Raw genomic sequence first — 22716 nt, 5'->3', positions numbered from 1 at the left:
GCGCGTTAGGCCGATAAGGCTGATGGCATTAGTGAAAACGCCCGCTGGTCACAGCGGGCGGGTTTTGGTGCTACTTAGACTACAGATTAACGCGAGTACAGTTCGACGATCAGCGATTCGTTGACGTCGTTGGCGATCTCATTGCGCTCTGGCAGGGACTTGAAGGTACCTTCCATTTTCTTGGCATCAACCGACACCCAAGCTGGCATGCCAACTTGTTCAGCCAGCGACAGCGCTTCAACGATACGCACTTGCTTTTTCGATTTTTCACGAACAGCGATAACGTCGCCGACTTTAACCACGTACGAAGCGATGTTGACCACTTGGCCGTTCACGGTGAACGCTTTGTGCGATACCAGCTGACGCGCTTCAGCGCGGGTCGAGCCGAAGCCCATGCGGTATGCAACGTTGTCCAGGCGGGTTTCCAGCAGCTTCAGCAGGGTTTCGCCGGTGTTGCCTTTACGACGGTCGGCTTCTGCGAAGTAGCGACGGAACTGACGTTCCAGAACGCCGTACATACGCTTAACTTTTTGCTTTTCGCGCAGTTGGTTGCCGTAGTCCGAGGTGCGAGCACCCGATTTCACGCCGTGCTGGCCTGGTTTGACGTCCAGTTTGCACTTGCTGTCCAGCGAGCGACGTGCGCTCTTCAGGAACAGGTCAGTACCTTCACGACGGGAGAGTTTTGCTTTAGGTCCGATATAACGTGCCACGATGCTTCCTTTTTTTAAATAATAACGCCCCAGCCATCGCAACGATGGTTAGGCGCTAGTCTGATCCTCAGGGTGGGCCAGACGGTGGCTCAAAATGCGAATAACCCGCCGAACGCTGTTCGACAGGCGACAACAGCCGGGCAGTATAACCGTTTCCGGTCTCCTGCTCCAGCGTTTTCTTCTAGTCGGAAGGAGGCGAAGCGAACTTCGCCGCCGACCGGACTATTAGATACGACGACGTTTTGGAGGACGGCAGCCGTTGTGCGGTACTGGGGTAACGTCCTGGATCTCGGTGATCTTGATGCCCAGGTTGTTCAGTGCGCGCACTGCGGATTCGCGACCAGGACCAGGGCCCTTGATGCGCACTTCCAGGTTCTTCACGCCGCATTCGACTGCGACTTTACCAGCTGCTTCGGCCGCAACCTGCGCTGCGAACGGGGTCGATTTACGCGAACCCTTGAAGCCAGCACCACCGGAGGTTGCCCACGACAGAGCATTGCCCTGACGGTCGGTGATGGTAATGATGGTGTTGTTGAAGGAAGCGTGAACGTGTGCGATACCTTCGGCAACGTTCTTCTTGACCTTCTTGCGTACGCGCGCTGCTGCTGCGCTGCTTTGTTGCTTAGCCATGTGATTTCCCTAGATTATTTCTTGAGCGATTGAGCGGCTTTGCGCGGGCCCTTGCGGGTACGTGCATTGGTGCGGGTGCGTTGACCGCGGACCGGCAGGCCCTTACGGTGACGCATGCCGCGGTAGCAACCCAGATCCATCAAACGCTTGATGTTCATGGACAGCTCACGACGCAGGTCGCCTTCGACGATGAATTTAGCTACTTCATCGCGCAGCTTTTCCAGTTCGCTGTCGTCCAGATCTTTGACCTTTTTAGTGGTCGCGATACCCGTTGCGGCGCAGATGAACTTTGCGCGTGGACGGCCTACACCGTAGATGGCCGTCAGGCCGATTACGGTGTGCTGATGATTGGGGATATTAACCCCTGCAATACGTGCCATTCGTTATTCCTCGATAAATAACGGTTATTAACCTTGACGCTGCTTGTGACGTGGTTCGACGCAGATTACGCGAACAACGCCCTTGCGCTTGATGATCTTGCAGTTGCGGCAGATCCGCTTGACTGAGGCGTTAACTTTCATTTTGCACTCTCTTCTTGGTTCGATTATTTAAGTTACTTGGTCCGGAACACGATACGTGCACGGCTCAGGTCGTAAGGTGTCAGCTCTACCGTCACCTTGTCGCCAGGAAGAATGCGGATATAGTTCATCCGCATTTTACCCGAAATATGCCCGAGCACCACGTGTCCGTTTTCCAGCTTTACTCGAAATGTTGCATTCGGGAGATTCTCAAGAATCTCGCCCTGCATCTGTATGACGTCGTCTTTTGCCATTCGGTATGTTTACCGCGCTTATCGCGTCGGAATTCCGCCCTTGAAATTTGCTTTGCGCAGCAGCGATTCATATTGCTGCGACATCACGTAGTTTTGCACTTGCGCCATGAAATCCATGGTAACAACCACAATAATCAACAGAGAAGTGCCGCCGAAATAGAACGGTACTTTCCACTCGGCTTGCATGAATTCCGGCAACAAACACACCAAAGTGATGTAGATGGCGCCAGCCAGTGTCAAACGTGTCAGGATCTTGTCGATGTAGCGGGCAGTCTGCTCACCGGGACGTATCCCTGGCACAAAGGCCCCGCTCTTCTTCAAGTTATCCGCTGTTTCCTTGCTGTTGAAGACCAGCGCTGTATAGAAGAAACAGAAAAACACGATCGCAATGGCGTACAACAGTGCGTGGATGGGCTCGCCTGGCCCCATCGATGCTGCCAAATCTTTCAGGAACCGGACTACCGGGTTAGCCGTATCGGCGCCCGCAGTAAACCAGCCCACGATCGTTGCCGGGAACAAGATAATCGACGAAGCGAAGATCGGTGGGATCACGCCGGCCATATTCAACTTCAATGGCAGGTGTGACGTCTGTCCACCGTAAATCTTGTTACCCACCTGGCGTTTCGCGTAGTTCACCAGAATCTTGCGTTGGCCACGTTCGACAAATACCACGAAGAACGTCACCGCCACAACCAGGATCATGATGATGATCGCGGAGAACGCACCGATCGCACCGTTGCTCACCGACGAGGCCAGGCCTCCCAGTGCGCCCGGCAGACCGGCAGCGATACCCGCGAAGATGATGATCGAGATCCCATTACCGAGACCGCGCTCGGTAATTTGCTCGCCCAACCACATCACGAACATGGTTCCGGTCAACAGCGTAACGACCGTAACGAAACGGAATGCATAGCCTGGATCCAGCACCAGACCTGCCTGCGACTCCAGTGCGACTGCAATGCCCAACGCTTGGAACGTCGCCAGCACCACCGTGAAATACCGGGTGTACTGGGTGATCTTGCGACGGCCTGCTTCGCCTTCTTTTTTGAGCGCTTCCATCTGCGGGGACACGATCGACACCAGTTGCATGATGATCGAGGCCGAGATGTAAGGCGTGATACCCAGCGCAAAGACTGTGAAGCGCGCGAGAGCGCCACCGCTGAACATGTTCAACATGCCCAGGATGCCACCCTCTTGCGACTTGAACAGCGCGGCCAATTGTACCGGATCGATCCCGGGAACCGGGATGTGAGCGCCGATACGATAAACCACCAATGCGCCAAGCAAGAACCAGAGCCGGCCCCAAGGGAAACCAGCCGCTGCACTTTTAGCAAGTTGTGGATTAGTCGCCAATTTTCGCTCCGATCAAGCTGTTAGCGGTCAACTCAGGCTACCGAGCCGCCGGCTGCTTCGATGGCGGCTTTCGCGCCAGCGGTCACTTTCAGGCCTTTGAGGTTCACCGCTTTGGTGATCTCGCCGGACAGAATGACGCGTACGTCGCGTGCCAGCACGCCCAGTACGCCAGCTTGCTTCAGGACCAGGATGTCGATGTCGCCAACGGCCAGGTTGTTCAGGTCGGACAGGCGCACTTCAGCTTTGAAGGTGGCGTTGAGCGACTTGAAACCGCGCTTAGGCAGACGGCGTTGCAGAGGCATCTGACCGCCTTCGAAACCGACTTTGTGGAAGCCGCCCGAACGCGATTTTTGACCCTTGTGACCACGGCCCGAGGTTTTACCCAGACCGGAGCCGATACCGCGGCCGACGCGACGCTTGTAGTGCTTAGCGCCATCGGCTGGTTGTATGGTATTCAGTTCCATGATTTCTCCGTGTGTAAGCCCGGGGGCTTACGCAACTACTTTAACGAGGTACGAGACTTTGTTGATCATGCCGCGCACGGATGGGGTGTCCTGCAACTCGGCTACCGAGTTAACACGACGCAGACCCAGACCGCGAACGGTGGCACGGTGGTCTTCACGCGTGCCGATCAAGCCCTTGACCAATTGTACTTTGACGGTTTTAGTTGTCATAATGTCCACCTTAGCCCAGGATCTCTTCTACCGACTTGCCGCGTTTCGCAGCAATCTCAGCAGGAGTACTCATTTTTGCCAGACCATCCAGCGTGGCGCGCACCAGGTTGTAAGGGTTGCTCGAGCCGGTGGATTTCGCCACGACGTCGGTCACGCCCATTACTTCGAAGATTGCGCGCATTGCGCCGCCAGCGATGACGCCGGTACCTGGTTTAGCAGGCGACATCATTACTTTCGACGCGCCGTGACGACCGGTAACGGTGTGCTGCAGGGTGCCGTTCTTCAGGTTGACCTTGATCAGGTTGCGACGGGCTTCTTCCATTGCCTTTTGCACACCAACCGGGACTTCCTTCGACTTGCCCTTGCCCATGCCGATGCGGCCATCGCCGTCACCAACCACGGTCAGCGCGGCGAAACCCATGATACGACCACCCTTGACCACTTTGGTCACGCGGTTGATCGCGATCATTTTTTCGCGCATGCCGTCATCCGGCTTGTCGCTTGCCATTTTTGCTTGCATTTTTGCCATGATCGTTCCTTAGAACTTCAGACCGGCTTCGCGCGCGGCTTCTGCCAGCGCCTTCACACGGCCGTGGTAACGGAAACCGGAGCGGTCGAACGCGACTTCGGTAATCCCTGCTTTCAGTGCTTTCTCTGCGACGCGCTTGCCGACGATCGCGGCAGCAGCAGCGTTGCCGCCCTTGCCCGATTTGCCAGCCAGTTCGTTGCGCACTTCGACTTCTGCCGTGGACGCCGATACCAGAATTTTGGCATCCGGCGAGATCAGGTTCGCGTAGATATGCAGGTTAGTGCGGTGTACCGACAGGCGGTTCACTTTCTGTTGCGCGATCTTGATCCGGGTTTGGCGTCCGCGGCGCAGACGTGATTCTTTCTTGTCCATCGTCAGCCCCTAGTTACTTCTTCTTGGTTTCTTTAATCTTAACCACTTCGTCCGAATAACGGACGCCCTTGCCCTTGTAAGGCTCAGGGGAGCGGTAAGCGCGAACTTCAGCAGCCACTTGGCCCACTTGCTGACGGTCGATCCCTTTGATGATGATCTCCGTCGGCGTTGCGGTTGCGCAGGTGACGCCGGCTGGCATCGAGTGCACGACAGGGTGCGAGAAGCCCAGCGACAGATTCAGCTTGTCGCCTTGCGCTTGCGCCTTGTAACCCACACCGACCAGGTTCAGCTTTTTCTCGAAACCCTTGGTCACGCCAGTGACCATGTTGTTGACCAGTGCGCGCAGCGTACCGGACATGGCATTGGCTTCGCGGCTGTCATTAGCGGCGGCAAAGCTCAGGGTTCCTGCATTGTTTTCCACCGTTACCTGGCCGTTCAGGGCCTGGGTCAAGACGCCCAGCGGGCCCTTGACGGTGATCGCTGCTGCGGAGATGGCGACTTCAGCGCCAGCTGGCACAGCGATTGGCATTTTAGCTACACGAGACATGTCTAACTCCTTATGCGACGTAGCAAATAACTTCGCCGCCGACACCGGTAGCGCGTGCTTTGCGGTCAGTCATGACGCCTTGCGGAGTCGACACGATCGCCACACCCAAGCCATTCATCACAGTAGGGATCTCGTCTTTGCCCTTGTAGACGCGCAGGCCCGGACGGGACACGCGCTCAAGGCGCTCAATGACGGGACGGCCAACATAATACTTCAAACCGATTTTCAGTTCCGCTTTGCCACCAGCTTCGGCTACGGCGAAATCTTCAATGTAACCCTCGTCCTTGAGGACGTTGGCAATCGCAATTTTAACTTTCGACGATGGCATGGCCACGGTCGTCTTTTGCACGCCTTGGGCGTTACGAATGCGGGTCAGCATATCGGCGATAGGATCGCTCATACTCATTGCATATTCTCCTATTACCAGCTTGCTTTAGTCATACCCGGGATCTCACCACGCATGGCGAATTCACGGAGCTTGATACGGCCCAGACCGAATTTACGGAAGGTGCCGCGTGGACGACCGGTGACGGCGCAGCGGTTACGCTGGCGGGTCGGAGCCGAGTTACGTGGCAGCGCTTGCAGTTTCAGGCGCGCTTCGTAACGTTCTTCTTCCGACTTCGACTGGTCATCAATGATGGCCTTCAGCGAAGCGCGCTTGGCAGCAAACTTGTTTGCCAGGTCGACGCGTTTCTGCTCACGGTTAATCAGTGCGAGTTTTGCCATGATCTTCTTAGTTCCTGAACGGGAATTTAAAGGCGGCGAGCAGAGCTTTCGCTTCGTCGTCGGTCTTGGCGGTGGTGGTGATCGAAATATTCATACCACGCAGCGCATCGATCTTGTCGTACTCGATTTCCGGGAAGATGATCTGCTCTTTGACACCGATGTTGTAGTTACCACGACCATCGAACGAACGGCCATTGACACCACGGAAATCGCGCACGCGCGGCAGAGCCACGGTGATGAAGCGATCCAGGAACTCGTACATGCGAGCGCCGCGCAGGGTGACCATGGTACCGATCGGGTAGCCTTCACGGATTTTGAAACCCGCGATAGCTTTGCGCGACTTGGTGGTCACTGGCTTTTGGCCAGCAATCTTGGTCAGGTCGCCGACAGCGTGTTCGAGGACTTTCTTGTCCGCGATGGCCTCACCAACACCCATGTTCAGGGTGATCTTGGTCAGACGTGGAACTTCCATCACCGACTTGTAACCGAATTTCGCGGTCAGGTCAGCGACGACTTTTTCTTTATAGAATTCTTGGAGACGTGCCATGATTTCTTAAGCCTTCACTACTTCGCCGGACGATTTGAAGACGCGGACTTTTTTGCCATCCACTTCTTTGAAACCGACACGGTCTGCCTTGCCAGTCGCTGCATTGAACAATGCAACGTTGGACACGTGAATCGGCATAGTCTTATCGACGATACCACCTTGTACGCCAGTCATTGGGTTAGGCTTGGTCGCTTTTTTAGCGACGTTGACGCCTTCAACCACGACATGCTCAGCATCGATACGCTGCTGAACGACGCCACGTTTGCCCTTGTCTTTCCCGGTCAGAACGATGACTTCGTCGTTTTTACGAATCTTATCCATTACGACTCCTTACAGGACTTCCGGTGCCAGGGACACGATCTTCATGAACTTTTCAGTACGCAGCTCGCGCGTCACTGGTCCAAAAATACGGGTACCGATCGGTTCCAGCTTGGCGTTCAGCAGAACGGCAGCATTGCCGTCGAACTTCACCAGGGAACCGTCTTGGCGGCGAACACCTTTAGCGGTGCGCACTACCACGGCGTTATAAATTTCACCTTTTTTGACACGGCCACGTGGCGCAGCAACCTTAACGGTTACCTTGATCACGTCGCCAATGCCAGCATAACGGCGCTTGGAGCCGCCCAATACCTTGATGCACATTACTTCTTTGGCACCGGTATTGTCAGCCACTTCGAGCCGGCTTTCAGTTTGAATCATAGTATTCTCTTTCCCAACTTAAGCCGAAGAATCCACACAATGCGGACCTGCGGTCAGTCTTGGTCCCGCCAGAGCGCTCATGAAGAGCCCACTGTTTGGGTGCTTGACCTTCGTCTTGCTACTGACCGCACGGTTCAGCGTCTGTGGCCAGACACTTTGCGGCGTTACATGAACGAAGCCCGCAAGTATTACATACAACTCGCGGGCTTGCAAGAACTAATTGAAAATCGCCCCCGGCCCGAAAGCCGGAGGCGACCAATCAATTAAACGATTTGCGCGGCTTGCACCACGCGCGTCACGGTCCATGCCTTCGTTTTGGAGATCGGACGACCTTCCACGATTTCCACCGTGTCACCGGCTTTCACCTGGTTGGTCTCGTCGTGCGCGTGATACTTGTTCGAGCGCACGATGATCTTGCCGTACAAAGGATGCTTGACGTGACGTTCGATCAGAACGGTGACGGTTTTGTCCATCTTGTCGGACACCACTTTACCGATCAGGGTGCGCTTGAGCGACTTTACTGGTTCGGTCATTTGGCTTCCTTCGTGTTCATTACCGTTTTTACACGTGCGATATCGCGACGTACCTTCTTGAGCTGCGAAGTGTTGCTCAGCTGCTGCGTAGCGGTTTGCATACGCAGGCCGAACTGGGCCTTCAACAGGTCATTCAGCTCTTTTTGCAGAGCTGCCTGGTCTTTGCCGCGGAGTTCAGATGCTTTCATATTTCACTCCTGTTATTGGCCGACTTGACGGACCACGAAGGTGGTCGCCAGTGGCAGTTTGGCAGCGGCCAGGCGGAATGCTTCGCGCGCCAGTACTTCATCTACGCCGTCCATTTCGTACAGGACTTTGCCCGGACGGATTTCAGCGACGTAGTATTCCGGATTACCCTTACCGTTACCCATACGGACTTCGGCAGGCTTGTTCGAAATTGGCTTGTCCGGGAAGATACGAATCCAGATACGGCCACCACGTTTGATGTGACGGGTCATGGCGCGACGTGCGGCTTCGATCTGGCGTGCCGTGATACGACCACGGGCAACGGCTTTCAGACCGAACTCACCGAACGACACCGAAGTGCCGGTGCCATGCGAAATGCCGGTGTTACGGCCTTTCTGCTCTTTACGATACTTCCTGCGTGCTGGTTGCAGCATGATTATTCTCCTGCTTTCTCGGCCGGCTTGGCGGCAGTGCGAACACGAGCGCCTGGAGCCGCTGGCTTGGCGCCGGCGCCTGCTGGACGCGGACGGCCAGCTGGTTTGCCGTCGTCACGACGTGGGCCACGTGGCTTCTTCTCGTCCGGCGGGGTATCGATGACTGGTGCATCGCCGTTAGGCGCGCGGTCACCCTTGTATACCCACACCTTGACACCGATGATGCCGTAGGTGGTCGAAGCTTCGCTGGTGCCGTAGTCGATATCGGCGCGCAGGGTGTGCAGTGGCACACGGCCTTCGCGATACCACTCTTTACGAGCGATTTCGATACCGTTCAGACGACCCGACGACATGATCTTGATGCCCAGGGCACCCAGACGCATGGCGTTTTGCATCGCGCGCTTCATGGCGCGACGGAACATGATGCGTTTTTCCAGCTGTTGAGCGATGGAATCGGCGATCAGTTGCGAGTCGATTTCCGGCTTGCGGATTTCTTCGATGTTCACGTGGACAGGAACGCCCATGATCTTGGTCAGCGCCGACTTCAGTACTTCGATGTCTTCGCCTTTTTTACCAATGACCACGCCCGGACGCGAGCTGTAGATCGTGAAACGTGCGTTCTTGGCTGGGCGCTCGATAACGATGCGGCCGACCGAAGCGTTCTTCAGCTTGGCCTTCAGGTAAGCGCGTGCCTTCAGATCTTCGTTCAGCATCGAAGCGAAGTTGCTGTTGCCCGCGTACCAACGCGATGCCCAGTTACGGGTAACCGACAGGCGGAAGCCGGTTGGGTGAATTTTTTGACCCATTTTTAGCTCCTTAGTTGCCGACGGTCACGTAAATGTGACACGATTGTTTCGAGATGCGATCGCCCCGGCCCTTAGCGCGTGCAGTGAAGCGCTTCAGGATCGGGCCCTTTTCGACGTAAATGACTTTTACGAACAGTTCGTCGATGTCGGCGCCATCATTGTGCTCGGCGTTCGCGATTGCGGACTCCAGCACTTTCTTGATGATGGTCGCGCCCTTTTTTGGGCTGAATTGCAGAATGTTGAGTGCAGCGTCAACTTTCTTGCCGCGGATCTGGTCAGCCACGAGGCGACCTTTTTGATCCGACAAGCGCACACCCTTGAGGATAGCTTTGGTTTCCATTATTTCTTCGCCTTCTTGTCAGCGGCATGGCCCTTGAACGTGCGGGTCAGCGCGAATTCACCGAGCTTGTGACCAACCATGTTCTCGGAAACGTACACAGGCACGTGCAGCTTGCCATTGTGGACGGCGATCGTCAGGCCGATGAAGTCAGGCATGATGGTCGAACGACGGGACCAGGTTTTGATTGGCTTTTTGTCTTTGGCAGCTTGCGCGGCTTCGACTTTTTTCACCAGGTGGGCGTCACAGAACGGCCCTTTTTTCAATGAACGAGTCATGTGCTACCCCTTATTTCTTGCCGCGGCGCGAGACGATCATGGAAGAAGTACGCTTGTTGCTGCGGGTCTTCTTACCCTTAGTCTGTTGGCCCCAAGGCGACACTGGATGACGACCAGCTGCAGTTTTACCTTCACCACCACCGTGCGGGTGATCGACCGGGTTCATGACCACACCGCGAACGGTAGGACGAACACCGCGCCAGCGCATCGCGCCAGCTTTACCGATTTTACGCAGGCTGTGTTCGGCATTGCCGACTTCACCCACGGTTGCACGGCACTCGATGTGCACGCGACGCACTTCACCCGAACGCAGGCGAACCTGAGCGTAGGTGCCGTCACGGGCCATCAGGACCACGCCGGCGCCGGCGGAACGGGCCATTTGGGCACCCTTACCTGGCAGCATTTCGACGCAGTGCATGACGGTACCGACCGGGATGTTGCGGATCGGCAGGCAGTTGCCCGACTTGATAGGCGCTTCCGAACCATTCATCACTGCATCGCCAACGGACATGCCCTTGGTTGCGATGATGTACTGGCGTTCGCCGTCGGCGTAGCACAGCAGGGCGATATTCGCGGTGCGGTTTGGATCGTATTCGATACGTTCCACTTTCGCTGGAATGCCATCCTTCTGACGCTTGAAGTCGATCAGGCGATAGTGCTGCTTGTGACCACCGCCGATGTGGCGGGTGGTGATGTGGCCGTTGTTGTTACGACCAGCAGTTTTCGATTTTTTCTCAACCAGGGCTGCGAACGGACGACCTTTGTACAGGTCCGGGTTCACAACTTTCACCATGCCGCGACGGCCTGGGGAGGTTGGCTTCATCTTAACGAGTGCCATTATTTAGCCTCCTCGGAGAAATTGATTTCCTGGCCAGGTTTCAGGCACACGAAAGCACGCTTGGTATGGTTGCGGCGGCCGGTGTGAGCACCGGAACGCTTCTGCTTACCTTCGCGGTTGACGGTCTGCACCGATTCCACTTCCACTTTGAACAGCAGTTCAACAGCGGCTTTGATTTCTGGCTTGGTCGCGTCGGTGGTTACACGGAACACGATCTGTTCGTTCTTTTCCGCGACCATGGTGGCCTTTTCGGAAATGACCGGAGCCAGCAGCACCTTCATCAGGCGCTCTTCGCTAAATTTCAATGCGCTCATGCCAGCATCTCCTCAATCTTAGCCAGTGCAGCTTTGGTGACCAGGATCTTCTTGTAGAACACCAGGGACATTGGATCTGCGTGACGTGGTTCAACAACCAGTACGTTAGGCAGGTTACGCGATGCCAGTTCCAGGTTTTCGTTGGCGACGTCGGTGATGATCAGTACCGAGTCAAAGCCCATGCCGGTCAGCTTTTGCGACAGCAGCTTGGTCTTTGGCGCTTCGATCGTCAGGTCTTCGATGATCGTCAGGCGATCTTCGCGGGCCAGCTGGGACAGGATCGAGCAGATACCTGCGCGATACATCTTCTTGTTCACTTTGTGGGTGAAGTTCTCGTCAGGCGAGTTCGGGAAGATGCGACCACCGCCGCGCCACAGTGGCGACGACGACATACCAGCACGAGCACGGCCGGTACCTTTTTGGCGCCATGGCTTCTTGGTCGTGTGGTGGACTTCTTCACGGTCTTTTTGTTTACGGTTGCCGCTGCGAGCATTGGCTTGGTAAGCAACGACGACTTGGTGGATCAGGGCTTCGTTGTAGTCACGGCCGAAAATGGTATCGGCGGCAGCTACGTTAGAGGCGGCTTGACCTTGAGCGTTCAAGAGCTTGAGTTCCATCGTTTAAGCTCCCTTCTTTGCTTTAACTTTGACAGCAGGCGATACAACAACCTGGCCATTTTTCGCGCCTGGGATCGCGCCTTTGACCAGCAGCAGCTGACGGTCGGCATCGATACGGGCGATTTCGAGGTTCTGCACCGTGCGGGTGACGTCACCGAGGTGACCGGTCATGCGCTTACCAGGGAACACGCGGCCTGGATCTTGCGCCATACCGATGGAACCTGGAACGTTGTGCGAACGGGAGTTACCGTGGGTAGCACGGCCCGAAGCAAAGTGGTGACGCTTGATGGTACCGGCGTAGCCTTTACCGATCGTGACACCTTGAACGTCGATCTTCTGACCGACTTCGAACAGGGAAGCAGCAACTACGTCGCCAGCTTTCAGTTCGGCAGCTTTAGCTGCGTCAACGCGGAACTCTTTCAACAGAGTACCAGCTTCGACACCGGCTTTAGCGTGGTGACCAGCAACAGCCTTCGTTACGCGGGAAGCGCGACGTTGACCGAATGCGACCTGAACCGCGGTATAACCGTCGGTTTCAGGAGTTTTGATTTGCGCAACACGGTTGTTCGATACGTCCAACACGGTGACTGGGATCGAATCCCCGTCATCGGTGAAGATGCGCATCATACCAACCTTGCGACCGAGAAGGCCAAGGCTCATTTTTTCTCCAATTCCCACCTACGATTGGGCGGGGATATGTTGAACTACTAAAATTAGTACGGACCAATAAAAAGACGTATCCATACCGAAGCCGGCTAGTGTAGCGCGAAATAGGGGTTGACGCAACAACTTAGTTGGAGGTATGTCGAAGTTTCCACAGCTGCCGGGCGACGCCCGGCAGCTGTCATGCCGCGGCCCCGGCTCAGGCCTGCGGCGCCGGCTGGACCGGCACATCGGTCAGCGTGTGGCTGCCGTAGCGGAAGCTGCCGTGGCCGACCCAATCGTTATCGACCACGATCAGCGCGCTGAATTTCTGCGGCAGTTCGCCGATGACAGGCGGCGGCAGCGCCACCTGGTACGTGCCTTCCAGCCGCAGCACGCGGTGGCCCTGCTGGAAACCGAGCGCGTGCAGCTCGCCGGCCACGTGGTTGATCAGGATGTGGCTGGCCGGCCCGGCGATCGCCTGCGTGATCAGCACCTGGCCGCTGACCGGCAGCGGCTCGGACAGCGGGTTGTAGAGCAGCGTCATGCTGACGCGGGCGGCGCCGGGCAGCGCCAGGCCGGCGCTCAGATCGATGCGGATGGGCTTGAGTTCGGTAGATGACATCATATTCTCCAGTACGGGTGGTGGACGGCGGCGCAAGGGGCGACGCTGTCCCCTGCCATCGCAAGCGCCGTGCCACCCGCATCGCCGCCGCCGCTGGCGCGCGCGGCCCGGGCGCGGCCGGGCCGCGTCGGGTCTTTGTCGGGTCTTTACATGTCAACCGCAAGGCCTGACATGTCAACGATGTGGCGTGGCCGGCCCGTCTCGTATGTATTGGACAATATTTCACTTGTCGGCAGCCGGCCCAGGCCTGACAATAGCCCTGCACCCCCTGGCCGCGCGCCCTCTTCTTGCATCCGCAGGCACTGAACCGATGGACCACCCGCCCCCAGCCCCCGCCGCCATGACCCTCGCCCCGGCCACCATCAAGCACTACGAGATCCGAGGCAAGCTCGGCGAAGGGGGCTTCGGCGAAGTGTTCGAGGCCTGGGACAGCAAGCTGTGCCGGACGGTCGCGATCAAGCGGCTGCGCCCGGCCGCCACCGGCGTCGCCGACGGCGCCAGCCTGGTGCGCGAGGCGCGGCTGGCGGCCTCGCTGCAGCACGCCGCCTTCGTCAAGATCCACGCCATCGAGGACGAGCAGGACGTCCAGTCCATCGTCATGGAGTTCGTGCCCGGCCAGACGCTGCGCGCCATGCTGCGCGAGCGCCGGCCGGCGCCGGACGAGGCGCTGCGCATCGTCCACCAGCTGGCCCTGGCCATGCGCGAGGCCCATGCGTCGACGCTGGTGCACGGCGACCTCAAGCCCTCGAACGTGATACTCGAACCGTCGGGCGCCGCCCGCATCCTCGACTTCGGCCTGGCCAGCACCGGCGACCCGCAGGCCACCGCCTCGCTCAGCCTGCTCGATCCCCAGGGCACGATCGCCTACATGGCGCCGGAGCGGCTGCTGGGCGGGGCGCCCGCCGTCCCCGGCGACATCTATGCGCTGGGCGTGCTGCTGTACGAACTGTTGTGCGGCGAGCGGCCATTCGCCCAGCTCAGCGGCCTGGCGCTGGCGGCGGCGCAGATGCAGTCGTCGTCGGCGCAGTGGCCGTTTCCGCCGGCGGCCGACGCCGCCGTCGTGCAACTGGTGCGCGACATGACGGCGCGCCGGCCGGAACAGCGGCTGGCCGGCATGGCCGCCGTATGCGAGCGCATCGACGCCATCGGCGCCGGCCTGCCGGCGCCGGCCCGGCGGCGTCGCCGGCGCTGGCCGCGCCCGGCCGCGCGCGCGATGGCCGCCGGCGCCGCGGCCGTGCTGCTGGGCCTGGCCGCGTGGCAGCTGGCGCCGCACGGGTCCACCCTGCCGCCCGGCCCGGCAGCGGCGGGCTATTCGGCGGCGCAGGAGTTGCAGCGCAGCCTGGCGGCGCTGCACACCTTCGACCGCCCGGGCAGCCTGGACCTGGCCAGCCGGGGCTTTCTGAGCGTGCTCGAACATGACGCCGGCAACGCCGCGGCGGCGGCCGGCCTGTCGCTGGCCTACAGCTTCCGCTATGCCGGCGACGGCCAGGACAGCGTCTGGCTGCGGCGCGCCGACGCCGGCGCCCAGCAGGCGCTGGCGCTCAACGACGAGGTGGCGCTGGGCCACGCGGCGGCCGCGCTGGTGCTGCTGAACCAGGACCGCGCCGAGCCGGCGCTGGCCGCGGCGACGCGGGCGCTGGCCCTCGATCCGGGCGATTTCTTTGCGCTGTACACCCGGGCCATGAGCTTGAACCGCCTGGCGCGCTACCCGCAGGCGCTGGCCGCCGCCGCCGCCGGCCTGCGCCTGTATCCGCAGGAACGCGTGTTCTACGACGAGATCGCGCACACCCACGAACTGCAAAACGACGGCGCGGCGGCGGAGCGGGCTTACCGGCAAAGCATCGCCGTGCAGCCCGACGCGGTGCTCGCCTACGCCAACCTGAGCGGCACGCTGCTGCGCCAGAACCGCACCGCCGAAGCGCTGCAGATACTGCAGCAGGGCCTGCAGATCCGGCCCAGCGGCTTCCTCTACGACAGTCTGGGCAACGCGCTGTTTCGCGCCGGCGACTACGTCGGCGCGGCCAAGGCCTTCACCCACGCCGTCGCTCCCGCCACCGGCAACCCGGCCAACTACATCTACTGGGCCAATCTCGGCGACACGCTGCTGTGGGTGCCGGGACGCGGCGCCGAAGCGCGCCGCGCGCACCAGCGCGCCCGCGAACTGCTGGCGCCGCGGCTGAGCTCCGATCCGGGCGAGGTGACCTGGGTATCACAGATGGGCTTGTACGCCGCGCGGGTCGGCGACGGCGACGACGCCCGGCGGCAGATGGCGCGCGCGCTGGCGATGGCGCCGGCCGATGCGCGCACGCGCTTCCGCGCCGGACTGGCATATGAATTGCTAGAAGACAGGTCAGCAGCACTGGCAGAAATCGCCAAGGCGATACAGCTGGGCTACCCACGGCACTTTGTCGAGTCCGAACCTGACTTGACGGCGTTGCGACGCGACCCGCGCTATGCGGGCGCCGACCACGCCAATGCGCCACCTTAACCGCTGCTCCACTCTAAAGGAAGCATCATGACCACCGCCAAAAAGTTCGTCTCCCTGCACATCCACTTCGACTACCGCCAGCTCACCGACTCGCCGTACTGGCAAATGCTCGACCAGGACGGCCATCCTACCGAGGCCCAGGACGGCCTGCAGACCGGCATGTTCTCGCTCGATTCCAGCCCCAACTTCACCGTCTCGGCGTTGGCCGACGGCCTGCCCGACGGCGCCGAGCTGCATGTGCTGGACTGCCAGCTGATCACCTTGCCGATGATGTTTGCCCTCAGCAGCAGCCCCGACAAGCTGCCCGGCATCCCCGGCACCTATCCCTATCCGTCGCCGTTTTTCAATCCCGCGCACCCGCTCGCCGGCATCGGCGGCGCCTGCACCTCCTTCTACAGCGCCAATCCCTTCGTTCCGCTGCCGGACATGCCGCCCGCCCTGCACCAGCAGCGCTGGCAATCGGAAGTCCTGCACGAAGTGGTCAACGCCGGCCGTTGGGACACCCTCTTCGCGCTGACCGTGGCGATCAAGGTGCGCGGCCACCAGACCGTCTACCGGGTCTTCAGCTTCGACCCGGAAAGCTCGTCGAGCTCGGGCGGCACGCCGCCACGCCCGTAGGCCGGCCAGGCGATCAGGCCGAGCGCGTCGAGGCGGCGGCGCAGCGCCTCGGCCGGCGTCTTGAGCAGCGAGGCGCAGGCGCCGAGCGCGCCGCCGCTGGCCGCCAGCGCGGTGCGCAGCTCCTCCGGCGCGATCTGCTCGGCGCGGCGGATCTGCGGATGCGCCGCCAGCAGCTTGTACATCGACGGCCGCGACACGCCCAGCGCGGCCGAGGCGGCCAGGATGGTCCAGCCGCAGGCCTCCATCGCCGCCAGCACCTCCGGTTCGCCGATGGCCGACAAGGGCCGGCGCGCCGACGGCGCCGGGGCATCGGCGACCGGCGCGGCGCCGGCAGGCGCCGGCAGGCGCGGCGCGTCGACCAGCGCCGCGAACGAGGGCGACTCACCCTGCGCCAGTCCCATCACGGCGCGCCCGACCACATGCGCGAGCTGGCGTACATTGCCGGGCCAGTCGTAGTTGGCCAGGGCGCCGACCAGGGCCGGCGGCAACACCACGCCGGCCTGCTGCGCCACCGCATTGCCCTGCAGCAGATGCACGATCAGCACGCCGATGTCCTCGCGCCGGGCGCGCAGCGGTGCCAGGCGGATCACCAGGTTTTCCAGCCGCCGCAGCAGCGGCTGGTTGAACGAGGGGGCGTACACATCCTGGTCGGTGGCGGCGATCAGGCGCGCGTTCGAGCGCACGTCCTGCGCCGCGCCCAGCGGCCGGTAGACGCCGTTCTCGAGCACGCGCAGCAGCATGGGCTGGACGCTGGCCGGCGCATTGCCGATCTCGTCGAGGAACAAGGTGCCGTCGCGGGCTTCGGCAAACAGGCCGGCGCGCGCCACCTGCGCGCCGGTATAGGCGCCGCGCGCCGCGCCGAACAGGTCGGCCGCGGCCAGCGCCTCATTCAGCGCAGCCATGTTCACGCTGACCAGCGCGGCCGACGCGCGCCGGCCCAGACCGTGGATGGCGCGCGCCGCGACTTCCTTGCCGGTGCCGGTTTCGCCCAGCAGCAGCACCGGCGCCTCGCTGGCCGCGGCCTGGCGTATCAGGTCGCGCGCCCGGATCGCGGCGGCGCCGACGCCCAGCAGGCCGTCGACCGCATTGTCCTTGGGCAGGCAAGTCATCCAGTGGATACAGACCAGCACGCTGCGCCCCAGTCCCAGCACGGCGCCCGCCTCGACCTGCGCGGCATTGACGAAGACGCTGTCGACGATTTCAACGCCGTTCAGCTCGACAACCATGCGGCTGTGCGGCACCGACACGCGGATGCCGTCGTTGCCATCGCGTGCGATATGCACCGGATCGCGCGAGATGCCGCCATGTCCCAGCCCCCGCCCCTCGGCGGCGGGCCGCTGGAACAGCGGCAGGAAGCGGCTCAGCTCGACCGTCTGCGCGCCGGTGCCGCCGATAAACTGCTCGCCGACCCGCCCCAGGTCGGGATGCCAGAGTATCGTCAGCGCCAGCAGCGGCCGTTCGTGGATGGCCGCTGCGCTCAACGGCGAGGTTAGTGTCAGTTCAGAATCGCTCATATGGGTTCAATCTTACCAGCCCGGCAACGCTTGTCACCAACGATTCACGCGCCGGCCGGCGCTCAGTGCTCGGGCACGTGGATGCTGGCCTTGATATGCTTGAGATGGGCGACGATGGTGAAGGTCATCACCACCAGCAGCGACCAGGAACTCCACTTGCTGACGTGCACCGCCGACCAGGCGCCCAGCTGGTTGGGATAGCGCCACACGCCCCAGAAAGTGCTGATGTTCTCGGCCAGCCAGATGAAAAAGCCGATCAGCACGAAGGCCAGCAGCATCGGCATGCGGCGCTCGCGGTCCAGCGGCCGGAACACCACCGTGGTGCGGGCGTACAGGCCCAGCGCGCAGGCCGCCAGGTACCAGCGGTAGTCGCCGATATAGTGGTGGGTGAAGAAATTCACATAGATCAGCACGGCGATCAGCACCGCCATCCAGTACGGCGGATGATGTCGGATGCGCAAGTCGAACAGGCGCCAGGCCTGGATGATGTAGCTGCCCACCGCCGCGTACATAAAGCCCGAGAACAGCGGCACGCCCCACAGCTTGGTGTAGGCGAAGTCGGGATAGCTCCACGACTGGATCGCCCCCGACACCTTGAACACTTCCAGCGCGAAGCCGACCACATGGAACAGGCTGACCGCCTTCAGCTCGTCCCAGGTCTCCAGCCCGGCTCCCAGCATGCCGAGCTGGATCGCCAGCGCCACGATCAGCAGCACATCGTAGCGCGGCAAGCCCAGCACGCCGGCGCGCGGCACCAGCAGCACCGCGCCGAAGAACAGCGCGACGAACAGGCAGGCCCTCGCCTGCTTCAGGCCGAAGTACAGGAATTCGGTCGCGAAGCGCGGCCAGCCGCGCAGGCCGGGGCGGACGGAGTGGTCGAGCAGGTGGTGGTCCAGCGCAGCAAGCATGGTCGTCAGGGTTGAGTATTTGGCAAGCGACTCTAGCGCTACGGCGCTCCGCTGTCCAGCCGCGACAGGCGAAAAAAAACCGGGCAGCAAGTGCCCGGTTTTTCAGACTTCCAGTTCTAAGCGATTAGAACTTGTAGGAAGCGCTGGCGCCGAAGGTACGGAACAGCGGCAGTGCATTGCCCGCAACAGCGTAGCCGTCGCGATAGTTGATCGGCGAATCCTGGTTCAGCAGGTTGCTGATGAACAGGCTCAGCTTCACGTTCTTGATGCCGGTGTAGGCCAGGTTGTAGTCCACGGTGGTGGTGCTACGCACGCGGCTGCAAGCAGCCATGTTCTCCGGCGCCACCTTGTTGGCGGTGCAGTAGTCCGGCGTATCGTCGCTGTTCAGGCTGTAGCCGCCGGAGTAGTTCAGCGTAGCGCCGTGGTCGAACTGACCCAATTTCATCGATGCACGCAGCTTGGTGCGCAGACGCGGACCACCGGTGCCTCCGCCGGAGTCATAGTTGCCCGCCGCATTCATGCCGTAGGCGTTGTCGGCCACCAGGAAGGCCTTGTAGCTCAGCGCGTAAGTGCCGTCCAGCTTCAGGCGCAGATCGCCCACGTTCGGGATCTTCACTTTACCGGACATGTCGAAGTCGAAGCCCGATGCCTTGGTCTTGCCACTGTTGACGTACGGGTTGTAGACCAGGCCCAGCTTGCCGATGCCCTGGAAGTTGGTGGTGGTGCCCGGTGCGTACTTCTTGACCAGGGCCAGGAACTCGTTGTCGGCGGCGGTGTTGTCCACGCGCAGCAGCTGGCCGGCTGGCAGCGTAGCCTCGCCTTTCAGAATGTCGCCGGTGCTACGGGTGCCGATTTCATCCTTGCGCTCGATATTGTAGTAATCGAGTGCCAGTGTCCAGTTCTTGACCGGCTCGAACACCATGCCCAGCGTGTACGTACGCGAGGTTTCAGGCTTCAGGTCAGGATTCGACTTCACGAAGCTCGGCAGTGGTGCCTTGCAATCGTTATTCAGGAAGGTGTTGGCGATCGCCTTGTCGGAGGTGGTCGCGGTCGACGAATTCTGGACCAGATTATTCAGCGTGGTGGCGATCGGGCAGCGACGCAGGTCGTTGACGTTGGTGGCGACCGAGCTGCGGCCCAGGCCATTACCGGCTTCGACGATGTTCGGTGCGCGGAAGCCACCCGAGGCCGTAGCGCGCAGCAGCAGGGCTTCGGTCGCGTTGAACTTCAGGCCGAGCTTAGGCGAAACGTGCGCTTCCGAGCCGCTGTTCTTGTCGGCGCGCAGGGCGGCGCTCAGCTCCAGCTTCGTGACGACCGGGATGGTCGCTTCAGAGAAGACCGCATAGTGGCTGATGGTGTCCTTGACCTGCAGGCCGAAGACGCCGACCACATCGCCGCGCAGCACGTTGTCCGAGCTCGTCATTTCATACGACTCGCGGCGCAGGTCGGTACCTACGGCCAGGCTCAGCGGACCAGCAGGCAGCTGGGCGACCGGACCGGACACGGTGGCGTCGAAGAACGAAATCTTCGATTTACCCTTGGTGGTACGAACCGGGAACATCGATTCCAGCAACGCCGTGTCGTTCTTCTGGCCGAACTTGTAGGTGTTGTTGAGGATCGCATTGGTGTAGCCGTCCTTGCTGACCGCACGGGTGGCCTTGGTGGCCGACGAGGTCATGTAACCAGCCGCCGATTTCCAGTCGAAGTCGCCAACGGAGCCGTTCAGTGCCAGCATGGCGCGCGTCTGGTCGGACTCGGTGCGGTTGAAGTTGAAGCCGTTGCCGGTGTCCATCAGGCGCGCACGCAGTTCGATCGGCTGCGAGTTGATATTGCCGTTGTTACCGACTGGCAGCTTCGGATAGAAGTATGGGCCGACCATCTTGCCATCGATCGCGTTGTACCAGATGTTGGACGCAGTGGTCGTCCCGCCGTTGTTGACGCTCAGCGGCGCAACGATGTAGTCGTTGGTGGCGCCGGCGTTGGTGATTTCGAAGTTGGCGTCGATGTTGGCGCCGATCTTGAAATGGGTGTTGCTGACCGCGGCATAGCGCTTGGCGTTGGTCGCCAGGCCGGAGTACGGCAGCGCGTCCCATTTGCACAAGTTGTCGGCCGGGTCGATCTGGTCGGCAGGGCAGCCAGGCGCGGCGACGATCTTGGCGCTGTTGAAGAAGTAGTTGCCGGTCGGCGAGTAGGTGCTCTTGGCATCCCAGGTCGAGCGGCCGGGGGTCTGACGGTGCCAGGCGGGAACCTTGTTGCGCAGTTCGCCGAGGGTGAAACCGTCGCTCTTGTAACCTTCGAAGGTCAGGTAGGTGTTGAAGCCCTGCTTGTCGATGTCGCCGTAGCCGTAGATCGCCGAAGCGCTGCGGTTGCGGTTGTCCTGGAAGCCGTCGGCGGTGTCGTAGTTGACCGTGACTTTGCCGCCTTCGTAATCTTTGCGCAGAATGATGTTGATCACGCCGGCGACCGCGTCGGAGCCGTAGATCGCGGACGCGCCGTCCTTCAGGATCTCGATGCGTTCGATGGCTTCGGTGGCGATCGCGTCCAGGTTGGTGAAGTTTTCCTGCGCGCCGTCGGCCAGGCCATACTGAGCGATGCGGCGGCCGTTAACCAGGATCAGCGTCGATGCCTTGCCCAGGCCGCGCATGCTGACGCCGGACGAACCGGTGGCGAAGCTGCCCGAGCTGCTCGTTGTCGAGCTGATGCTGGTGTTGGTGGCGGAGGCGGAGCGCAGCAGACCCAGCGCGGTGTGCTCGCCGGTGCGCTCGATGTCGTCGCGGCTCAGGATCTGCACCGACCCGGCCGCTTCAAGCGTGGTCCGCTTGATGCTGGAACCGGTAATTTCGACGCGTTGGAGTTTAGGTTCGGCTTCAGCGGCTTGCTGAGCGTAGGCGTGCTGCGAGAACGCGACGGTCAATGCGATAGCGATCGCACTTTTTTTAAAAAGTGGTTTTTTCAAGAACTGCTCCCAGATGTGGTGTTTTAATCTGCGCGTTCGCTATCGTCCACCGGGGTAAGATGAACCTAGCTTTTCACGTCTATCGCAAATTTTGCACACACATGGTGCACGTGACAAGTGATACAGAACGTTACATTACAATTTAGTTAGTTTATTAGTGTGTTTGTTGTTTTCTGGAACAATTACCGCCAAAAACAATGGCCCAAACGACAATGGGGCCGGGCGCGCTCGCGTTAGCGAACAGGCCCGGCCCCATCATCAGCTGGCGGCGGAAAAAACAGCTCCGCCGGCCGGCTTGAAAACGATTATTGCAGTTTGATTTCGACGTCAACACCAGCTGGCAGGTCCAGCTTCATCAGTGCGTCAACGGTCTTGTCGGTTGGGTCGACGATGTCCATCAGGCGCTGGTGGGTGCGGATCTCGAACTGGTCGCGCGAGGTCTTGTTGACGTGTGGCGAACGCAGAACGTCGAAACGCTGGATGCGGGTTGGCAGTGGGACTGGGCCCTTGACAACGGCGCCGGTGCGCTTAGCGGTGTCAACGATTTCCAGTGCGGACTGGTCGATCAGCTTGTAGTCGAAAGCTTTCAGGCGGATACGGATTTTCTGGTTTGGTGCGGACATGATATTTCCTCAAAAGAGCGAACTGACAACTATGTAGCGTCAGCAATATTTAAAAGAACGGTTTTCGTACAACAGGGCCGACATGGTATCACACCTTGTCGGCCCTGCTTTACATCAGCGCTTAAAAATTAAGCGATGATTTTAGCAACAACGCCTGCACCAACGGTACGGCCGCCTTCGCGGATAGCGAAGCGCAGACCTTCTTCCATCGCGATCGGGTTGATCAGCTTGACGGTGATCGACACGTTATCGCCTGGCATAACCATTTCTTTGTCCGCTGGCAGTTCGATCGAACCGGTCACGTCAGTCGTACGGAAGTAGAACTGTGGACGATAGTTGTTGAAGAACGGAGTATGACGGCCGCCTTCGTCTTTCGACAGAACATAGATCTCGCCGGTGAAGTGGTTGTGCGGCTTGATCGAGCCTGGCTTCGCCAGAAC

At 60.3% G+C, this 22716-nt stretch carries 34 protein-coding genes; 2 read left to right on the top strand and 32 right to left on the bottom strand.

Annotated elements, in window-relative coordinates:
- Nucleotides 1–86 precede the first annotated feature (86 nt).
- The 27 genes from rpsD to D0T21_RS25825 all read right to left on the bottom strand — a co-directional run bounded on the left by rpsD (nt 87) and on the right by D0T21_RS25825 (nt 13172).
- On the bottom strand, nt 87–710 hold the full coding sequence (gene rpsD / locus D0T21_RS25955; RefSeq protein ID WP_008444341.1) for a 30S ribosomal protein S4: 624 nt from the start codon (nt 708–710) through the stop codon (nt 87–89).
- A 225-nt stretch (nt 711–935) separates the two neighbouring features.
- Nucleotides 936–1340, bottom strand: a complete 405-nt coding sequence (rpsK, locus tag D0T21_RS25950) for a 30S ribosomal protein S11 (protein WP_008444339.1) — start codon at nt 1338–1340, stop codon at nt 936–938.
- Between the two features lie 14 nt (nt 1341–1354).
- Complete coding sequence (rpsM, locus tag D0T21_RS25945; protein WP_020704383.1) at nt 1355–1720, bottom strand: 30S ribosomal protein S13; 366 nt, start codon at nt 1718–1720, stop codon at nt 1355–1357.
- 27 nt (nt 1721–1747) lie between these two features.
- A complete protein-coding gene (gene rpmJ, locus D0T21_RS25940; RefSeq protein ID WP_005663407.1) occupies nt 1748–1861 on the bottom strand; it encodes a 50S ribosomal protein L36 in 114 nt (37 codons plus the stop codon).
- 32 nt (nt 1862–1893) lie between these two features.
- The gene (infA, locus tag D0T21_RS25935) at nt 1894–2112 is read right to left on the bottom strand and encodes a translation initiation factor IF-1 (protein ID WP_005663428.1); all 219 of its coding nucleotides are present in this window, start codon (nt 2110–2112) and stop codon (nt 1894–1896) included.
- A gap of 18 nt (nt 2113–2130) precedes the next feature.
- Complete coding sequence (secY, locus tag D0T21_RS25930; protein WP_116992805.1) at nt 2131–3465, bottom strand: preprotein translocase subunit SecY; 1335 nt, start codon at nt 3463–3465, stop codon at nt 2131–2133.
- Between the two features lie 32 nt (nt 3466–3497).
- The gene (gene rplO / locus D0T21_RS25925) at nt 3498–3929 is read right to left on the bottom strand and encodes a 50S ribosomal protein L15 (RefSeq protein WP_116992806.1); all 432 of its coding nucleotides are present in this window, start codon (nt 3927–3929) and stop codon (nt 3498–3500) included.
- A 27-nt stretch (nt 3930–3956) separates the two neighbouring features.
- Entirely contained in the window at nt 3957–4139 is a 183-nt protein-coding gene (gene rpmD, locus D0T21_RS25920) for a 50S ribosomal protein L30 (RefSeq protein WP_036623375.1), read from the bottom strand.
- Between the two features lie 10 nt (nt 4140–4149).
- Complete coding sequence (rpsE, locus tag D0T21_RS25915) at nt 4150–4668, bottom strand: 30S ribosomal protein S5 (protein ID WP_026334874.1); 519 nt, start codon at nt 4666–4668, stop codon at nt 4150–4152.
- Nucleotides 4669–4677: 9 nt separating this feature from the next.
- Entirely contained in the window at nt 4678–5040 is a 363-nt protein-coding gene (gene rplR, locus D0T21_RS25910) for a 50S ribosomal protein L18 (protein WP_020704378.1), read from the bottom strand.
- Between the two features lie 13 nt (nt 5041–5053).
- Nucleotides 5054–5587 (bottom strand): 50S ribosomal protein L6, encoded by a 534-nt coding sequence (gene rplF / locus D0T21_RS25905; protein ID WP_116992807.1) that lies wholly within the window; start codon nt 5585–5587, stop codon nt 5054–5056.
- 10 nt (nt 5588–5597) lie between these two features.
- On the bottom strand, nt 5598–5993 hold the full coding sequence (rpsH, locus tag D0T21_RS25900) for a 30S ribosomal protein S8 (protein ID WP_008444325.1): 396 nt from the start codon (nt 5991–5993) through the stop codon (nt 5598–5600).
- A gap of 14 nt (nt 5994–6007) precedes the next feature.
- Nucleotides 6008–6313, bottom strand: coding sequence for a 30S ribosomal protein S14 (rpsN, locus tag D0T21_RS25895; RefSeq protein WP_008444324.1), 306 nt, complete (start codon nt 6311–6313; stop codon nt 6008–6010).
- Nucleotides 6314–6320: 7 nt separating this feature from the next.
- Complete coding sequence (rplE, locus tag D0T21_RS25890; protein ID WP_008444321.1) at nt 6321–6860, bottom strand: 50S ribosomal protein L5; 540 nt, start codon at nt 6858–6860, stop codon at nt 6321–6323.
- 6 nt (nt 6861–6866) lie between these two features.
- Nucleotides 6867–7181 carry a 50S ribosomal protein L24 gene (gene rplX / locus D0T21_RS25885; protein ID WP_008444319.1) on the bottom strand — a complete coding sequence of 105 codons (315 nt, stop codon included), beginning with the start codon at nt 7179–7181 and terminating at the stop codon, nt 6867–6869.
- A 9-nt stretch (nt 7182–7190) separates the two neighbouring features.
- Complete coding sequence (gene rplN / locus D0T21_RS25880) at nt 7191–7559, bottom strand: 50S ribosomal protein L14 (protein WP_008444317.1); 369 nt, start codon at nt 7557–7559, stop codon at nt 7191–7193.
- A gap of 263 nt (nt 7560–7822) precedes the next feature.
- Nucleotides 7823–8092 carry a 30S ribosomal protein S17 gene (rpsQ, locus tag D0T21_RS25875; protein ID WP_008444314.1) on the bottom strand — a complete coding sequence of 90 codons (270 nt, stop codon included), beginning with the start codon at nt 8090–8092 and terminating at the stop codon, nt 7823–7825.
- Nucleotides 8089–8280: a 50S ribosomal protein L29 gene (gene rpmC, locus D0T21_RS25870; RefSeq protein ID WP_020704377.1), complete on the bottom strand. Its 192-nt coding sequence runs from the start codon at nt 8278–8280 to the stop codon at nt 8089–8091. The genes rpsQ and rpmC overlap by 4 nt, the downstream gene beginning before the upstream one ends.
- A 12-nt stretch (nt 8281–8292) precedes the next feature.
- Nucleotides 8293–8712: a 50S ribosomal protein L16 gene (gene rplP, locus D0T21_RS25865; RefSeq protein WP_020704376.1), complete on the bottom strand. Its 420-nt coding sequence runs from the start codon at nt 8710–8712 to the stop codon at nt 8293–8295.
- A gap of 2 nt (nt 8713–8714) precedes the next feature.
- A complete protein-coding gene (gene rpsC, locus D0T21_RS25860; RefSeq protein WP_116992808.1) occupies nt 8715–9518 on the bottom strand; it encodes a 30S ribosomal protein S3 in 804 nt (267 codons plus the stop codon).
- A gap of 10 nt (nt 9519–9528) precedes the next feature.
- Nucleotides 9529–9861, bottom strand: coding sequence for a 50S ribosomal protein L22 (gene rplV / locus D0T21_RS25855; RefSeq protein ID WP_173595008.1), 333 nt, complete (start codon nt 9859–9861; stop codon nt 9529–9531).
- Nucleotides 9858–10133 (bottom strand): 30S ribosomal protein S19, encoded by a 276-nt coding sequence (gene rpsS, locus D0T21_RS25850; RefSeq protein ID WP_008444295.1) that lies wholly within the window; start codon nt 10131–10133, stop codon nt 9858–9860. Before rpsS ends, rplV begins: the two co-directional genes overlap by 4 nt.
- 10 nt (nt 10134–10143) lie before the next feature.
- The gene (gene rplB, locus D0T21_RS25845) at nt 10144–10971 is read right to left on the bottom strand and encodes a 50S ribosomal protein L2 (RefSeq protein WP_020704372.1); all 828 of its coding nucleotides are present in this window, start codon (nt 10969–10971) and stop codon (nt 10144–10146) included.
- Complete coding sequence (gene rplW / locus D0T21_RS25840; protein WP_008444291.1) at nt 10971–11285, bottom strand: 50S ribosomal protein L23; 315 nt, start codon at nt 11283–11285, stop codon at nt 10971–10973. Before rplW ends, rplB begins: the two co-directional genes overlap by 1 nt.
- Nucleotides 11282–11902 carry a 50S ribosomal protein L4 gene (gene rplD, locus D0T21_RS25835; protein ID WP_026334873.1) on the bottom strand — a complete coding sequence of 207 codons (621 nt, stop codon included), beginning with the start codon at nt 11900–11902 and terminating at the stop codon, nt 11282–11284. Before rplD ends, rplW begins: the two co-directional genes overlap by 4 nt.
- Nucleotides 11903–11905: 3 nt before the next feature.
- Nucleotides 11906–12562 carry a 50S ribosomal protein L3 gene (gene rplC, locus D0T21_RS25830; RefSeq protein ID WP_020704370.1) on the bottom strand — a complete coding sequence of 219 codons (657 nt, stop codon included), beginning with the start codon at nt 12560–12562 and terminating at the stop codon, nt 11906–11908.
- A 202-nt stretch (nt 12563–12764) separates the two neighbouring features.
- Complete coding sequence (locus D0T21_RS25825) at nt 12765–13172, bottom strand: DUF1842 domain-containing protein (protein ID WP_116992830.1); 408 nt, start codon at nt 13170–13172, stop codon at nt 12765–12767.
- Between the two features lie 307 nt (nt 13173–13479).
- Here D0T21_RS25825 and D0T21_RS25820 point away from each other — a divergent pair, with 307 nt between their 5' ends.
- Nucleotides 13480–15657 carry a protein kinase gene (locus D0T21_RS25820; protein WP_158568053.1) on the top strand — a complete coding sequence of 726 codons (2178 nt, stop codon included), beginning with the start codon at nt 13480–13482 and terminating at the stop codon, nt 15655–15657.
- A gap of 27 nt (nt 15658–15684) precedes the next feature.
- On the top strand, nt 15685–16275 hold the full coding sequence (locus tag D0T21_RS25815; protein WP_116992810.1) for a hypothetical protein: 591 nt from the start codon (nt 15685–15687) through the stop codon (nt 16273–16275).
- Here the strand turns inward: D0T21_RS25815 and D0T21_RS25810 are convergent.
- The 5 genes from D0T21_RS25810 to D0T21_RS25790 all read right to left on the bottom strand — a co-directional run.
- Nucleotides 16209–17789 carry a sigma-54 dependent transcriptional regulator gene (locus D0T21_RS25810; protein WP_116992811.1) on the bottom strand — a complete coding sequence of 527 codons (1581 nt, stop codon included), beginning with the start codon at nt 17787–17789 and terminating at the stop codon, nt 16209–16211. The genes D0T21_RS25815 and D0T21_RS25810 overlap by 67 nt on opposite strands.
- A gap of 62 nt (nt 17790–17851) precedes the next feature.
- Nucleotides 17852–18697, bottom strand: coding sequence for a DUF817 domain-containing protein (locus D0T21_RS25805; RefSeq protein ID WP_116992812.1), 846 nt, complete (start codon nt 18695–18697; stop codon nt 17852–17854).
- A 124-nt stretch (nt 18698–18821) separates the two neighbouring features.
- On the bottom strand, nt 18822–21653 hold the full coding sequence (locus D0T21_RS25800) for a TonB-dependent siderophore receptor (RefSeq protein WP_199538576.1): 2832 nt from the start codon (nt 21651–21653) through the stop codon (nt 18822–18824).
- 305 nt (nt 21654–21958) lie between these two features.
- Nucleotides 21959–22276 carry a 30S ribosomal protein S10 gene (gene rpsJ, locus D0T21_RS25795; RefSeq protein ID WP_005663509.1) on the bottom strand — a complete coding sequence of 106 codons (318 nt, stop codon included), beginning with the start codon at nt 22274–22276 and terminating at the stop codon, nt 21959–21961.
- A 128-nt stretch (nt 22277–22404) separates the two neighbouring features.
- The coding region (locus D0T21_RS25790) for an elongation factor Tu (RefSeq protein WP_116992814.1) at nt 22405–22716 on the bottom strand (312 nt) is incomplete at its 5' end.

The organism is Duganella sp. BJB476 (genome assembly GCF_003416895.1).
Taxonomy (GTDB): domain Bacteria; phylum Pseudomonadota; class Gammaproteobacteria; order Burkholderiales; family Burkholderiaceae_D; genus Rugamonas.
This window is presented reverse-complemented; position numbering and strand designations above follow the sequence as displayed.